Source organism: Marinobacter denitrificans (genome assembly GCF_008795955.1).
Taxonomy (GTDB): domain Bacteria; phylum Pseudomonadota; class Gammaproteobacteria; order Pseudomonadales; family Oleiphilaceae; genus Marinobacter; species Marinobacter denitrificans.
The window spans coordinates 1-14,911 of record NZ_VMHN01000018.1 but is presented as its reverse complement, the minus strand read 5'-3'; the positions used below and the strand labels follow the sequence as shown (position 1 = coordinate 14,911).

Genomic DNA, 14,911 nt, shown 5'->3' with positions numbered 1-14,911 from the left:
CCCGCTTCGGCTTCCTTCAGAATGTTGATGATCTGCTCGTCTGAAAATCGCTTTTTCATGTTCATCGTCCTCTGCTGTGATGAACATTACTAAGCTGGAAACGGTTAAGCTAGAGGGGAGCAGGTCAGTGGGTACCAAAGAAACTTCCCAATCAGTATTTTCAGCTTTTCCTCAACATAAAAATCAAGAGGGTTAACCTGAAGCTTGCCCGATGATTGAGTGTCAAACACGCTCTGGCGCATCTGACTCTCTTCAAAAAAGTACAAGATGATCCGACCAGAACCATCATGATTCATCGTATTAAGAGCTTCCTCACAGCAAAGTCCGGGGATTAACCATAGCTCTCTACCTTTGAACCTAAGAACAATCCCGTCTCTTTCTTCTGAAACATCGAAAAACTCTCCCCAAAATTCGTATCCCCCACCCGATTCGGTGACGCAGAGATTCGCTTTCATGTAGCGTCGGACCAGAAGAACCAAATAGTGATGGAAAGAATTCAAGAACTGCAGTTCTCCAGCCACGATCTCTGAGGGCGTATCGCGGCCTGCAATAGCTTCCTTCTGCTGGAGGTGCCAGAGCGTTCGCAAATGTCGATAGTGCTGGTCGTGCAACAATATGTTTGTGGGGCGCAGTTGTCTGGGAATTCGCGATTCTCCCTTCAGCGCTTGGTACAAGTTTTCTTGACGAAGGAGAGAGATTTTCTTCTGAAGAAACTCGAGTAATTCGAGCGTGCCCTCGGAAGAGTTCAAACTGGCCTCAGTCTGTTTTTCGGACATGGTTTGTCCCCACAAAGCACAGAGGGTTTCTCTTAACCGGTAGAACAACTCAGTGGATTCAGTCAGATTTATTGCCCGTTTGAGCTGGTCGCGCAACGCTTTTACATCCCGCAGCCGACGGCTCAGATATCTATCCAGTGCGTCAAGAAGAGAGACATAAACCCGGTTCTCATATATCCCCAACTCATCATCGCTAACCAACGACAATAACCGCTTCGGTAATACACCGGACAGAGTGCGCCGATACCAGTCTTCAGAATGGCTCGCGAGATGCCCAACAGCCCCATTTGCGACCTTTTTAACTCGGGAGATGTCCGTAACTTCTTCTCTGTAAACCATATTGAAACGGGGCTTACGAGAGATCTCATGCAAGTGTCCACGCTTAACTATCGAGTCTAGCGCCTTTTCTAACTCATTAAGTTCAGAATGCTCGGCCAGCTCGGAAGGCAGCAAAGGAGAGGCTTGCTCCCCCGTTGTCTCTGCGAGACGCGCTATGTGAAACACTGCGTTTTTAGCTCTCAGCTGGTCCGGTGTCTCACTGCCAGGCAATGCGAAATCTAGAAATGAGCAAGAATCATTGTCCAACCGGAACTGGGCCTCCCCATAACTAAAAAGGGGGGTTCCAGAGTTCAAAAGAAGCTTCCCGTTCATGAGGGTATCGGTGAGAAGAAGGTAGCGACCGCTCTCTACATACTCTGGCAGCTCAACTTCGACACCTTGATACCGGTCCCAAACAATCACACTCCACGCTCCAAGCGACGCCTATCCCATTCCAGCGCATTCATGCATCGACTGGGAGCAGATTTGTCACCGATACTTTCAAAAAGCTCGGTAAGCGCCACTTCCACCTGATCGAGGTCTTCAAAATCGACATCATATCGGCCGGTGATTTTGCCAGGCCTGAAAAGGCGCGTGGACAGCAAATGGTCCAGTCCCTGCTCGAATGTTCCACCCGCCATTTTCACCACAGGCAGGAACCTCAACGCTTGGCGCTCAAAACGATTGCCCCAACCAAGGCCAAATCGATCCTCCAACACATTGGTCAAACGACTCGCTGCCACCAACTCCAAAAGACCTTTGACGTTCTCTGCTTCAGATTTTTGCGACCACTTGAATGCGCTTTTCAAAGATGTGAAAGAAAAAGTCGCGTTACCATAGGAATGGTTTATTGAGAACTTGCCTTCATGTCTTGGGAGCTCCAACACAAAAGCTCGATCATGAGTTTTGTCTGCCAACTCACTGGTAGTTTCATCCTGGTTTGCCGTCCCAATAAACCAAAGGTTCTCCGGCACCTCAATTTCGCGTCCGAGGCGGAGCCCCTGAGGAGCATTCTTTGGTGCAGACTCCATCAACGGAATCCAACGATCACCAGGTTCTTTTTCCAAGGCAGACAGAAAATCGGCAAAATATTGCTCGGGACGCGAAAGGTTCATTTCATCAAGTAAGACAATATTCAATCGATCCTGCGCATTAGGCATGGCCGCCCTATAGAGGGCCTGTAGGCAGTCTTTTTCGTAGAATCGCTTTTCAAAAGCGTTGTAGTGCCCAAGCAAGTCGCTTCTATCGCGCCAGCCAGCCTGAACCGCTATATCCTGGCATTCACCGCCTACTGCCTTTGCGAAAGCCTTCGCAAGACTGGTTTTTCCGGTTCCACTTATACCCTGAAACACATGTAGCTGACTCATCGCAAGCCCGCCCACGAAAAGCTGGAGGTCTTCGTCGCGGAAGTAGAGAGGATTATCAGGATTCAATGCAGCAATGCGGTGCTTCAACTCTTGAGTAAATTGCTCAAGATCGGTCACTGGCTCTACGGCTGCTTTCGTTTGATAACTATGCTCTCTATCCATTCTACAAAGTTCAGGGAAGGCTTCCTCAGCGCTCTGAGAATCAGTGAGCGAGCCGAGCCTGGATTCGAGGTCTTTGACCTGGGCGCCAATAAGTTTCTTTTCTTCCTGCAAAAGACGCTTTTCTTGTGTCCATCGCTCTCGCTCCAGCACGCCCATTTTTACCGAATGGTCACGAGCTTTTAACTCCTCCAATTTTTGTCTTAGAGTTTTGTTCTCGTCTTGCAGGCGCTCACATTCCTCGGTCAAAGCATCCGTATCGTTTTCCTCGTTTAACTCCTCCAGCTCTTGAACCCGGCGCATTTCCACCCGCAGTCTCTTCTTCAGCTCGTCTCGTTCCTCAAGAAGTGCCTCTGGAGATTTGCCAGCCAGGACATCCTGCAGATGGGCAAATTCATCAAGCTCGCGCTGCAATTCGTCCATTTTTAGGGCCATAGTCTGGCCTTTCTCATGCTCTCTAGTCAGTTTGCTCTGTATGGACTCTAGCTCTGCCTGAAACTCGTTTTCCAACTCCGATCTAAGAACTTCACGCAATCGTTTTGCACTCTTCAACTCGAGCTTCCGTCGGTCTTGTTGCTCCGCCAAAGCCTCTTCTCTAGCAATGATTGTCGCGTCTCTTTCGTCAAGCTCCTGGGCACGTGCTTCCATGCTTCGATTTAACGATTGGCATTCTTCCGCAATCTTCTCCCTGGACTCCAACTGCATTTTTTGAAGATCAACAAAAAGGTTTGCTTTCTGTTCTTCCAAATCCTGACAAGCGTCATTCAGTTGTTTCAATGATTCACGGTTTTGAACCAAAAAGCCGTTAGCGGCGTTTATTTCTCTTTCCTGGAGATCTCGCTCTAGGCGAAGCAACTCAGCCTCCCGTCTCGCCAATGCCTCTCGGTGTTCGTTAACTCGTGAGTCAGAAGCAGCTACGGTCTCCGATTTTTCTTGAATGACTTGCTCTCTCTCGTGAAGCTCCGCTTGTAATGTTTTGAGTTCTTCTCTCAATTTATTGAGTTCCGCTTCGCTGGCAACCCCCACCTCTTCCATCAACTTTTCTTTATTCTCGGCGACAAGTTTTTGCTCCGCAGATGCAGCCCCGACATCGCCACTTAACTTGGTCCGACTATTATCAGGGCCTGTTTTAGTAGTCATATGATTTGGCTGGGGACCAAACTTATTCTGGAAAGGACTCCGTCCTTTTTTTCCCTTTTTCCTACTCATAACTCAGTACCACTCCTTAAATAGTTGCATCCACTGCAAACCAAAATCTGTATAGCGTTGAACCTCGGCACGATCGGCTCTCCAACCTGAAGCATGCCCTCCCACTTTATTTCTGTAGTCAGCAAGTTCGGGCAGCACCTCAAGACTCAAATCCCCTGAGGACAATTTGCGAAAGGGGTGATCTTCAAACTGATTTGCAGAAAAAAGACATGCGGCCAGCAAACCTTTCAGAGGGGACGATTGATCCCTCATCGCTCGACGGATTTGGTTTTTACTCTGACCTGCAAGGGTTTCTGCCAAGCCGGTGCTCACGAATGGCAGTTGTAACGACAGGAATTCTATTTTTGCTTCGCTCCAACGCCAGTTCCCTCGGGGGTTAAAAGGTGGCTCTGTTCTCCAAGTCCGGAGTAGCCACTGCAACACAGCCTCTATCAGGTTGGAGCTTTCGGTCATGAGCGCGCCAAGATCCTCACCATGAACTGAACGCTGCCCCGCCGCTTTTCCTTTTAACCGGAGAATACGGCCAAGATGTTCCCGGATTAACGGCTGTTGGATCAGATAGGGATAATCAGCGCGTAAGGTAAGCGCGGATTGCTCTTCCAGCTTTTCCAGCCAGTCCTCAGCTGAGATCTGATCCGCATTTACATCCGGCAAAATCCTAAGCATCAGGCCCGACAGTCCCCTGTTATCGGGAGCTATCTTCAACAATGTCTTGCGAAACCAGGGCGCAGCAGTTCTCAAACGAAAGGGATCACTTACCAGCCAGGGATGGAAATCATGCTCATCGCGGTAGAGTTCGCACCAGAGCATCAAGCGAACCGGCTCTTGTTCTATGCGTTCGATTTCCTGGATTTGGACCTCAATGTCTAACTCAGCCCCCTCCCGATTCGCTGTTGCCAAGTCACGCCGATAGATTCGATATGAATTAAAAAGCGCCTCAGGATCATATTTCGGGCCTGTTTGAGGGTTTAAAACGAACGGGGTCGTAGTGAACCCACTATTTTTATCGATATTGAATACAGGTCTGCCCGATTCGTTGATCCTGTATGGCTCAATCTCCGAGTAATTCTCAACAAATCTGGGCAACCATTCACCACTAACGGCATCTTGGAACGCCCAGCCTGCTTTCAGTTTACTTTTCCGGTCTTCAAAGTGGTCTAGGAGCGCGTTGCCTTTGTTTGCAATCTTAAACCTCTCATCGATGTACCCGCCCAGCTGGAGCTGAACCAAAATAAACCTGATCAACTCGCCATCTAACGCCATCAATCGGCTCAATTCGTCGGTATCTGACACACCGGCTCTGACAAACTCCAAAATCGTTTGCTGGAAGAGATCCAGTCCCGATCGTCGGTTCTCCCCCGGGTAAACGATTTTCCAGGCATAGACGGGCCATAAGATGTGTTCCCGACGCCCGTGAATGGAGTGCTTTGCAGGCGGCCAATAACAGTAACGATCAGAGAACACAGCCATGCTCTCCCTGACAAAGCTCAAGATAGGCCCGGAGCGCCGGAACGGCAGCATCGGCGCCATTTTCTTCAGCCATTCCCTTATCGCCAATCACAATCAGTAACGAGCGTTGTCGACTCATTGCCACATTCATCCGGTTGCTAAGGCGCAAATGGCCATATTTGCGATTGGCAGAGGTTTCGAAATTGCTACCCTCTGTTGATGGCGGCAGCCGTTTATTATTTGAGCGCACGGCCGACAAGATAACCACATCAAACTCCTTACCCTGGAAGGCATCCACGGTTCCAATCCTCAGGCGCTCTTCTCCGCGACTGTTTTTCCTGAAATGCTCTGCAATGCGCCACTCCCCAGTTTCGTCATCCCTGATTACCGCCCCTTTCGATTCCATTGCCTGAAAGATACGGTCACGTTGGGCGCTGTAGAATGTAATAATCCCGAGGCTCACATCATCATCAGCAGAGGTCAGCAGCCTGATTGCCTCATCTGCTACTCGGCGGGCCTCATCAATTCGGAACCAGCTGGTTGTGTCTTTTCTTGACTCGCTCGCAGAATCAGCCCCATGGGGGACGTTGATCCAGGCGCACACGTTTCCCTCATATCCCGGAATGTCTGCTAAAAAGTCGGACTCAGGACGAGGCGATTTAACCTCATCTAATCCCTCCTCTTCGTAGAATTGGCGGCTAACGAATGTTCCGAGTACAGGATTCATTCGGAACTGCTCATTGAGCATCACAACTCGACAGATACCGTCCGATCCTTCTCTTTCTTTAAGCTGACGCCAGAGCCTCTGGAAAAGGCTTTCTTCATATGCCGTGCGCTGCTCGTCGGACAGATTGTGTCTCGAGGCAACGTCTTTCTCGATCTCGGGTTCCAGCAGATGGGGCAGCTGCCGATGGTCGCCCACCAACACAACCCGACGGTTCGCCATTGAGATCGGAATGAAGAGATCCAGAGGGTTGGCTCTGGCTGCCTCATCTATGATCACCGAGTTAAAACTGATCCCAGAGTTGTCGAATTCGGAGAGCGTCTTCAGGTCACTCATTTGCTGACTCGCTGCCTGCTGACAGGTTGCACCAACAACCATCGAATAGTTTTCGACAGTGCTCCGAGTGCGTTGTGGGTCTAGCACAAACGAATCGCGATAGCGGGCCAGAATTCCACCGATCCCTCTTCGAGATCGTGAAAGGTGGTCATCCAATGCCATCTCAATTTTCGCCAATAGTTCAGTTCCTTCTGAATCGAGGCGATTTCTGACACTGGGCGGACGATAATCCGTGAACTGGTCCAGAAGGCGGTTCTTTGCATCCAAAAGCGAAGAGAGGTTTTCTGAAGAGATCTCGCCGCTAAGCTCGAAAAGGCACTGCAGCTCGACAAAAGCGTCATCTGCATCGAGGTCAGAACCTCGAAGTAGCGCTAGCACATCCGACAATCTTTCCGCACCGTCGTCCTCAAAACCTTCAAAAGTCGTACGAAGTGCCCGAACGGCTCTCAAAACTCTGTTTGCAACTTTGGAGGGAAGCACCTGATTCGTCGCACTTCGGCTGCTCAGGTAGCTCCCCCAATCAATGGATAAGGCAGCCGGAAGCCGAATCCGAAGTTTGGCTAGTGCTTCGAGCAGGTCGTTAAACCGGTTGAGCTCGAGCGACAGCTCTGTCGGTGTCAGCTGTGAGTTACGCAGGACTGCTTTGCACTTTGATAACTGTTCCAGCAAAGCAAATTCTGGTGCTTGCCCAACATACTCCTGAAGAGTCTTATCAATTTCTTCAGTTTTGTGATGACACCAGCGCTCTACCGAGTCAACGCTGTCGACCTGGCGTCGCGCTCCAACTTTAACGCCCGGAAGACCATAAACATCGGTTCTTTCAAGCGCGTTCTCTACTGCGTCATGCTGGAAGCTAGTAATGAGAACTTGATGCTGTGCAGTTTGGCTTTCTCCTAATTCGCTCAGTCTGCGCTCAAGTGCCGCTATCACCTGTGTCTTCCCTGTACCTGGCGGGCCTATGACGAGGGCAATATCGGGGGTTTCCAGCGCCACCTTGATGGCTCTCTCTTGCCGCTTCGTAGGTGCCCCGTGCTTGAAACAGGCCTTAGCATATGTCGACAGAGCTTTGTGTTTTTGGATGCGTGGAGCGGGAACAGACAGTCCCTGCAGCATATAGTGCAACTGGGGCATTCGCCCGCCACTTTGAATATTCTGGCGTGCACGCTCTCTGCGCTCATGAACTTTCTTGTCACCAGCGAGAGAAAGAGACAAGAAGCCCTCTTCAGGTGGAGGAACGAAGGCCTCCATCAGAATGTAGCCGTCTTTGGCATGACGAAAATCTGGCCTGCCACGGCAACGACTTTTCTCTTTCTTACCTGAAAGGTCTAGTTCAGACTCAGACCAGCTTGGCATCGAGTCGGAAGCCTCAAGAGCGATACTTGAATCGGATTCGACCGCTAACCAGCGTTGATAGAAACTCTCTATATCGGATGCCTCGGCATAGAACTTCCATATGCCTCCCTCGACACTCGCCGGCTCTGTAAGCAGGTATTTTAGGCAACCCAGCTCGGAGGCATTTTTAAGAGTTAGCTCCCACTCATGCTTTCCGTACAGGTGCCATAAATCGAGATAACTGCCGTTGCTTTCCACAGAAAGTCGCAGGGCGTTTCTCTGGGACTCGCTCAAAAGTACTGAAGCGACTGTTGTGTCTACAAAGCGAACCTCTCCCGAAACCCTGACCCAATCGATCTTCCGTTCCGAAGAGCGAAAAAGTCGCTTGATCACCAACGCGCCAGAGGGTGAGGCTTGCAAACTGGCATGCCACGAACGCCCGATCATCGTCCAGTCGGATGGCGTGTCACCAGCTTCTTTCAGAATCGAAAACCATGGCGATGCGCCCTCAACCAGAAATTCATCTGTCAGCCAAAGTGCAGCCTCTTGGATAGACGTACTCGTGAGAACACCAGCTCTGTTCAGTTGATCAACAACAATCTCATCTACAGAAATCTCCAATGTTTGCTGAAGCTGAAGCAGCTCGGTGGCCCTTGCAGACTGAAGATAAAAGGTTGCCCCTTTCTGTCGTATCAGAATGAAACTACTAGCGGCATGTTCTGCCAGCTGCATCAACGACTGGGTTCTTGAAGGTGACTCAACTTCAGCCACACGGCTGCTACCTTGCAAAAGATAAAATTCACCTGTGGAGTCGACGAGCGTTCTGACTTCTTCTCTCGTCTCCCAGGCTTCGGATCCTGCGCCGGGATCTACTTCAACTGTATGGAGATCAGCAGTAAACAGCGGGAATTCGAAAAGTTTCATGAGATCACCACCTGAAACGCCAGCAATAGTGAGTTTCGGCCGGATCTCCAAGATGAAGCATAAACAGTTCGTTCTGCTTCAGCGCATTACCGAGTCGTTTGGTTCCTTTGATTGGCAAAAGCTTGTCATCGGATGGTCTTTGGATAAAGACTGCCCGATCATTTTCGGATGTAATATACAGGCCATCATCGCCCAGCCTTAACTCGCAGATTCGATCACTCTCTGGATAGACGGCTGTTCCGATAGGAGAGTTTCTCAGTTCGACTGGGTGTTTACTAACCAGTTGGATATGCCCTGTTCTCAGCCAGGGTGAGTATCCCGAAACAGCGCGCAACTCCTTATCAGACGTTTCGCTGAATAAAAAGTGCGTCAGAACCAACGCACTTTCTTTGTTCTGGATGCGGTCACAAAAGGGGCACTGAAACTCCTTGTTCAGGTAAAAACTGCTTTGACATCCGTCCTCCTCCTCACAATAGAGAAGGACCATTGCTGCTTCATCAAAGGCTTCACGCCAATCACTCATGGTGGGTCGATTTTCCTTCAAGTCTCGACCGGCGCTAAAGCACTGCTCAAATAGGGCCTGTAACCTTTTCGTTAGCATCAACTCGCGGGGAAGACCGTGGGAAGACTGATTGGAATCATCTGAAGGATGATCGATCCATGGCAGCTCGCCCCTTAGAGCCAACTCCTCTATTTCAGGTTCGCCTTCATTGACCAGATCACCTTTAAACGGATGCTGTAACGTCAATAATTGAAACGCAATTACAGCAAAGCTCCAGGAATCCGTTAGACTATCAATACCCTGCTCGCCTCTCACGACTTCCGGCGCACCATAGTCCGGGGTATAGACGTTGTTCAGTCCATCCCGGGAAAAAAGGCTAAGGTTGTCGCAATCAATTAACCAGACTTCTGAATGCTCAATACTTCCAGAAACGAAAACATTACTTGGCGAAAGGTCTCCATACGCCAGCCCCCTTCCATGCAACTTGGCAAGCGTCGCAGCAAGGGATGAAAGAATCCGAAGTCGCCGAGATAGTCCGCCAGAGTTGATGAAACCTACAAGTCCAGCCCCTTCCATCATCGCTTCAAATGATTCGTCTATGAGGGTTTGGAGAGGAATCAGACCATCCATGAGTTCCATCACATAACCAGGTCGAGGCTGCACGATCAGGGTTTGAGGGCGAGCTATATTCAAACCATCCAGATCAAGCCTGCTGACCCACTGAATTTGGCGATACCACTCGGAAGCCTTCGGATCCCTGGCAGGCCTGTGGCTGATCTTCACAAGAACATTGGGGTACTCGGTTTTACAGACAATACCCTGCCCACCCTCCGCCAGCTTTTCGGTTAGCTGATAGGTCGCGCCCTGGCGGTCGTGCACCGTCCGACTTTGTTTGGAATCAGCCTGATCATTCATATTCAATCCCTAAAAATCATCCCTAAGGTTTTGTCGTCAGAGTGCAAACGAGTCGTCCAAGCCTCAAGTTCTCGCTCAATCCACCGCCGAAAACGCCGTTTATTCCTGACCACACCAGCCATCAGAAGAGCGTCGTAAAAATCTCCAAGCGTCTCAGGCTTCAAGTCATCAGCCACGCCATCTGTCATCAGAACAACACCATCACCACGATGGGTGAGAGCAACTCGCCGATGACTCCAAGCGCCAAATGACTTGGTAACACCCAAGGCCTCTGTCTCATTTCCAAAGCCCGCCCTGTCGTTTGTCAGAGTTTTCGTAGCACCCTCTTCCCTGATCAAGGCAGCACCATCCCCCAGTTGGGCAAGCCATCCATATCCGTCTGAATCACATGCGACAAAAAGAAGCGTTGATGCCGCCAACGCGGGTTGCGATACAGGGAGCCGCTTCAACCAGAGTTTATAGATGGCCTCGATCTGTTTTCTGGGGTCTTCCTCGCTACACTCCCGGGCCAATACCTCTATGGCCGTTCTTGCTGCGATGGCTGACCCAATATCACTGAAAGGTTTAGACCCGAGGCCGTCCGCGACGGCTAAAAGCCATCCCCCTCTATGCCCTCTCAACACAAAAGCGTCTTGGTTCGGAATTCCGTGGCTTTTATGTGATGGCCCAATCACGCTCGCAGCAGCGGCCCTCAACATTCAAAAATCCAAGTCGAGATCATCATCTTCCGGGATTTCCGCTAGAGCCAGCGGCGCCCCCCTGTCAGGCGTGGTACTTCGGCTCCGAGCAGTGACTGACATAGTGACAGCGCGAAAGAAGCGATGGATATCTTTGGCATCGTGTGCCTGGAAGACCGGAGATTCAGGATCATTCGCAAACTGCGCCAACATTTCTTCGTCCGCATCGCGGCCAATTGCCATGGCAAACCGGGTGGCTTTCTGGGCGCGCTCAGAGCCGCAGAGCTCATTCAAAGAATCCTGCCAGTCATCAGTTGGCAAGCCATCGGACAATAAAATCAATACAGGACGATAGGCACGAGAGCTGATGGTTTCTTTATCCTCGACAAGTTCTTTAGCCTTTCTCAGCGCATCGCCCATGGGGGTTCGGCCAGAAGCCGTCAACGCTGAAATCCCCTCGATCTGGTGCGCCGGGGCCAACGGAAGATGCAGAGACGCACTTTCTCCTCCGAATGTAATAAGCCCAACCTGAATTTCAGTTCGAGTGCGAGATTCGCTGGCAAAACTCTTCGTCATTTCCTGGATGGCCTGATTAAGGGCATCAATCTTGCCATCGATAGACATACTGCCACTGGTGTCCGCAATGACGATGACGGGCAGAGGGCGGGCTTGGGCGATGGTGAATTCCTTTAAACTACTCATTGTTGGTCCCTATTATTTTCCTAGCTAACAAACGTATTTCATTTAAGGCGTTAATTCCAATCTGTTTTTTCAGAACTTTTTTTGACCAGTAGATCCGTGGCTCCGACCAACGACCTCGCGTACCGGAAAGCCCGTTTTTCAACGGTAGTTTCGGTCACGAGGACTAATAGCAACGCTCCCAGCATGGCGGATGCAATGAATACTGCAGCCTGCGTCCACTCAGAGCCGAGCGTCATACTCCAACTGTCATCTGGCCCAGAAAACAGCTGCGAAATGAAAGGAACGGAACTAAGCGTTAAACCTATCGCGGAGATAAACAGTCCCAAGCCACGAAGCGCAAGCAGGTTTCGAGCAAAACCGTACTGAACGTTATCCTGATAGACCAACGGGAACTGCTTTTTGTCACGAGTAACCTCAAGCAAATAATTGACGGCATCATCATATTTCCAGGCAGCTGATTCGGGGTCTGCGCGCTCATGTTCGGCATTTGGCAAGACAAGCCCGGGTATCAGACTCTCCAGATTGCGGTGATAGCGAGCCTTCGTGTGTGGATTCAGTTCATCATTGCTGTGGGAGAGTATCAACGACGTGGGTGTCCCTCCCCATCTATCAAAGAGCTTCCGTTGCTGCTTGTTTCCCAGACCTGACACCTGAACTGAAATAAACCCAAAGGCACCGCAACTGGCCAGTAGAGCCAACACCGCGCCCCACTTGTCCAGGGTCAGTGGCAAGAAGAAAAAGGCCGCGACGATTACCGGAATCGACACAAACAGAGCCGGCATCGCACGCGCGTGAAGCACATAATGATCAGCAAACCAAATTCCGCGCCCCATGATCAAACCTCCTCCTCAAGCTCATAGTGATACGGCTCAGGCTCAAGAGGCTTCCAGCCTTCCCGGCTTGGTGCCTGCCAGGAATGGCGAATATGCCCCCCACGGGTCGCGGAAACAGTTGCACCACGATGAGTGAAGGCATTCAAGACGGCTTTTCTTGGATGCTTTTCTGAGTTTGATGCGGCGGAGACTATAGCGCTGATGCCCCTTTTTTCACCTTCCCCCACTGGCTCACCAACAATTCGATTCAGGACACCAGGCCCCACATTTCGACGGCTCCCATGATGGGGAATTTGCACGAGTCTGAGCTCAGCTCCGAGCTGGCATGCTTCAAGATGATGGGCGGCTTGATCAAGAGCCTCGATTCCCGCATCGGCCGTGAATACTAACTTTCGACCATCCACAACCAGCTGGGTAATCACGCTGGAATTGTTCTTGGCAGACGTTACACCATCGTCAGAAATTTGGTGATCCTGCCCCCAATCGACGAATACTTTTCTTATCGCCTTCGCAACTTTCGACAAGAATGAATCCTGCAGTCCAGCACGCTCCTTTTTTTCCGGCATACCTTCGAAATCAGGTAATAGACTCTCGTAATAGTCAGCTGAGGGCCCGAGTATGCTGAGCGCACCTCCAAACGCCTCCATGCCCGCAAAAGGCTCCCTAACGGTAACGCCTTTGGACTCCGCCAGTTCACACAATTCGTGCGCCTTGTTCAAAGTCGCTTTCAGACGGTCCCCAACACTGCCATCTGTAATCCGACCATCATGAAACTTGGAGGCAATTCCAGTGTTGTGCTCCCAAGCTTTATGAATCCAAAGCTCTTTGACCGTCAGCTGCTCCAGAACCGCGGTCAGTCCATTGATATGGTCCTGGTCCGGATGGGTGCTAATGACCAGATCAACTCGATCTGTGCCATAGTGGGTCTTGATGTGGCTGACCAGCGTCTCTCCATCTTCGGAGAAGCCACCATCGATAACGATGACCGTTTGCTGGACGGGTGTGCTGTGCAAGTCGCCGAAGCGAACGGCGATCGCGTCTCCGCTTTTTGTATCTGATTTTGTGCCAATGAAATCAACTTCGTACCCCATGAATCTGCTCCTTACGCTAAAAACCTACTAGCGTCTTTGCAGGGGGTGTGCCAATTATCTAACCATCCATTATCTCATTGTTTTCATTGCTATTTAATTATTAACAAGTTTTCAGGCCAGCATCTTAATTCAAAATAAATATAGTTTTGGTAAAAATATTTACCCGTATTTTGGTGTACACACGTAGTTCTTCACCCGATAATTCAGGGGGACATCGCCTTCACGAAGGCGGACAGCGCCGTCTGGCCGGGATCCCGGTCCAACTGGTCAATGTGTTGGTACAACAATGTGGTCAGGACGTCGTTGTTCGCTCGGAACAAGGCGGAGTCGTCGGCATAGGAAAGCCCCGGTACCAGATGAATGGGGACCGGATCCCGGGGATTCGGAATTGTCATGGTGAGCGGAATATGAAGTTCATTGAGTGTCAGGTGAAGAACCCCGTTGTGCTGGGTGATCCGTTGGGTGATGTCCAGGCTACGGCTGTACCCGGCGTCTTCCAGGATAAGCCGGGCCGGAAGCGGATTTGAGGTTCCAATACCGCGGCGCAAAGCAGTGTAGACCTCCGAATGTCCCAGGAAGTGGCCAGTTTGGAGCAAGAAGTCGGTACGGCCAACGATGGCCTTGTGCCTCGGAATCACAATGGCATTGACACGGTTCTGCTGGGCGCAGAATTCAGCAAAGGCCTGTGTTACCTCGGAACAATATACGCCCTCGGCCGGAAGCTCCTCCAGGGTGATCGGCGGATCCGCCCACAATGTGGTCCAGGTGTGCTGGGGTCCCGGTAAGGACTGGCCCGGTACCGGCGGGCTCGCGGAGTCACGGTAGGCCTGCGCCTGATGCATCGGTGGCCCGCCCGGCACTGCATGGACCTTAAGCAACCAATGTGCGACCGTTTGGAGTCGTTCTTCGTCGCCGATGTGTAAAGTGGCACCGTTTCTTTCCAGTACAACGCAGGTCAGTGGCCGGTCCCGATGCTGGCGATAGTGTTCCAGCATGTGAATGAGCGAGCCTCCACGGGGCTCGGTAAACACGGGCAATCGCAGACCGGCAATGCTGCTCGTGACCCAGAAGCCTTTGATCTGCTCAACCTTCGGTACAGGCATCCGAAGGTGGACCGGATAGGTCTCTGCCCGATACCGCAATGCCGTGACCGGCCAACTAGGGGCCCGCTGCCATCGATCCGATACCGGCTTTCCCAACTCTGCAAGATAGGCGGCGTGCTGTTGCTCCCGCAGGTAAGCGACGCGCCGGTCGTATGCCGCTATTGATTCCCGGATCTCCTCAGGCACTTGCCACGATAACCAAGTGCGCGGCGCGTCGGATTCAACCAGTGTGACCAACTCCTGAAGGCCGATACTGCCGGGGTCGCACTCGGACAGATCGATTTCCAGTACCCAGAGCCCCATCTCCCGGTAGAGGGCCGTTTTGTCCGCCGGGACCGGGTGGGTGACGTGGACTTCAAAATACACCGTAAGCGGCCGGTAATCCCATCTTGAGCCAGGCGCTGCCGCCGTCAGGATAGTGTCCACTTATTTTCTAGTGGACACTTAATATGAACGACTTAAGCGTAACCAAACCCTACCAACGCCGTCGCCGC

10 protein-coding genes are annotated in these 14,911 nt (G+C 51.2%); all 10 read right to left on the bottom strand.

Going from position 1 to position 14,911, the window contains the following annotated elements:
* Window positions 1-104 precede the first annotated feature (104 nt).
* Entirely contained in the window at window positions 105-1,517 is a 1,413-nt protein-coding gene (locus FO268_RS22395) for a hypothetical protein (RefSeq protein ID WP_150995388.1), read from the bottom strand.
* A complete protein-coding gene (locus FO268_RS22390; protein WP_150995387.1) occupies window positions 1,514-3,829 on the bottom strand; it encodes an AAA family ATPase in 2,316 nt (771 codons plus the stop codon). The genes FO268_RS22395 and FO268_RS22390 overlap by 4 nt, the downstream gene beginning before the upstream one ends.
* A gap of 3 nt (window positions 3,830-3,832) precedes the next feature.
* Window positions 3,833-5,122 (bottom strand): hypothetical protein, encoded by a 1,290-nt coding sequence (locus FO268_RS22385; protein WP_150995386.1) that lies wholly within the window; start codon window positions 5,120-5,122, stop codon window positions 3,833-3,835.
* 160 nt (window positions 5,123-5,282) lie between these two features.
* Complete coding sequence (locus tag FO268_RS22380; RefSeq protein WP_150995385.1) at window positions 5,283-8,594, bottom strand: DEAD/DEAH box helicase; 3,312 nt, start codon at window positions 8,592-8,594, stop codon at window positions 5,283-5,285.
* A gap of 4 nt (window positions 8,595-8,598) precedes the next feature.
* Window positions 8,599-10,011, bottom strand: coding sequence for a protein kinase domain-containing protein (locus tag FO268_RS22375; protein WP_150995384.1), 1,413 nt, complete (start codon window positions 10,009-10,011; stop codon window positions 8,599-8,601).
* Window positions 10,012-10,013: 2 nt separating this feature from the next.
* Window positions 10,014-10,709 (bottom strand): PP2C family serine/threonine-protein phosphatase, encoded by a 696-nt coding sequence (locus FO268_RS22370; protein WP_150995383.1) that lies wholly within the window; start codon window positions 10,707-10,709, stop codon window positions 10,014-10,016.
* Window positions 10,710-11,390: a vWA domain-containing protein gene (locus FO268_RS22365; protein WP_150995382.1), complete on the bottom strand. Its 681-nt coding sequence runs from the start codon at window positions 11,388-11,390 to the stop codon at window positions 10,710-10,712. It lies immediately after the preceding gene.
* 50 nt (window positions 11,391-11,440) lie between these two features.
* Window positions 11,441-12,223: a hypothetical protein gene (locus FO268_RS22360; protein ID WP_150995381.1), complete on the bottom strand. Its 783-nt coding sequence runs from the start codon at window positions 12,221-12,223 to the stop codon at window positions 11,441-11,443.
* A gap of 2 nt (window positions 12,224-12,225) precedes the next feature.
* Window positions 12,226-13,314: a ComEC/Rec2 family competence protein gene (locus tag FO268_RS22355; protein WP_150995380.1), complete on the bottom strand. Its 1,089-nt coding sequence runs from the start codon at window positions 13,312-13,314 to the stop codon at window positions 12,226-12,228.
* 203 nt (window positions 13,315-13,517) lie between these two features.
* The gene (locus FO268_RS22350; RefSeq protein ID WP_150995379.1) at window positions 13,518-14,843 is read right to left on the bottom strand and encodes a hypothetical protein; all 1,326 of its coding nucleotides are present in this window, start codon (window positions 14,841-14,843) and stop codon (window positions 13,518-13,520) included.
* Window positions 14,844-14,911: the final 68 nt, after the last annotated feature.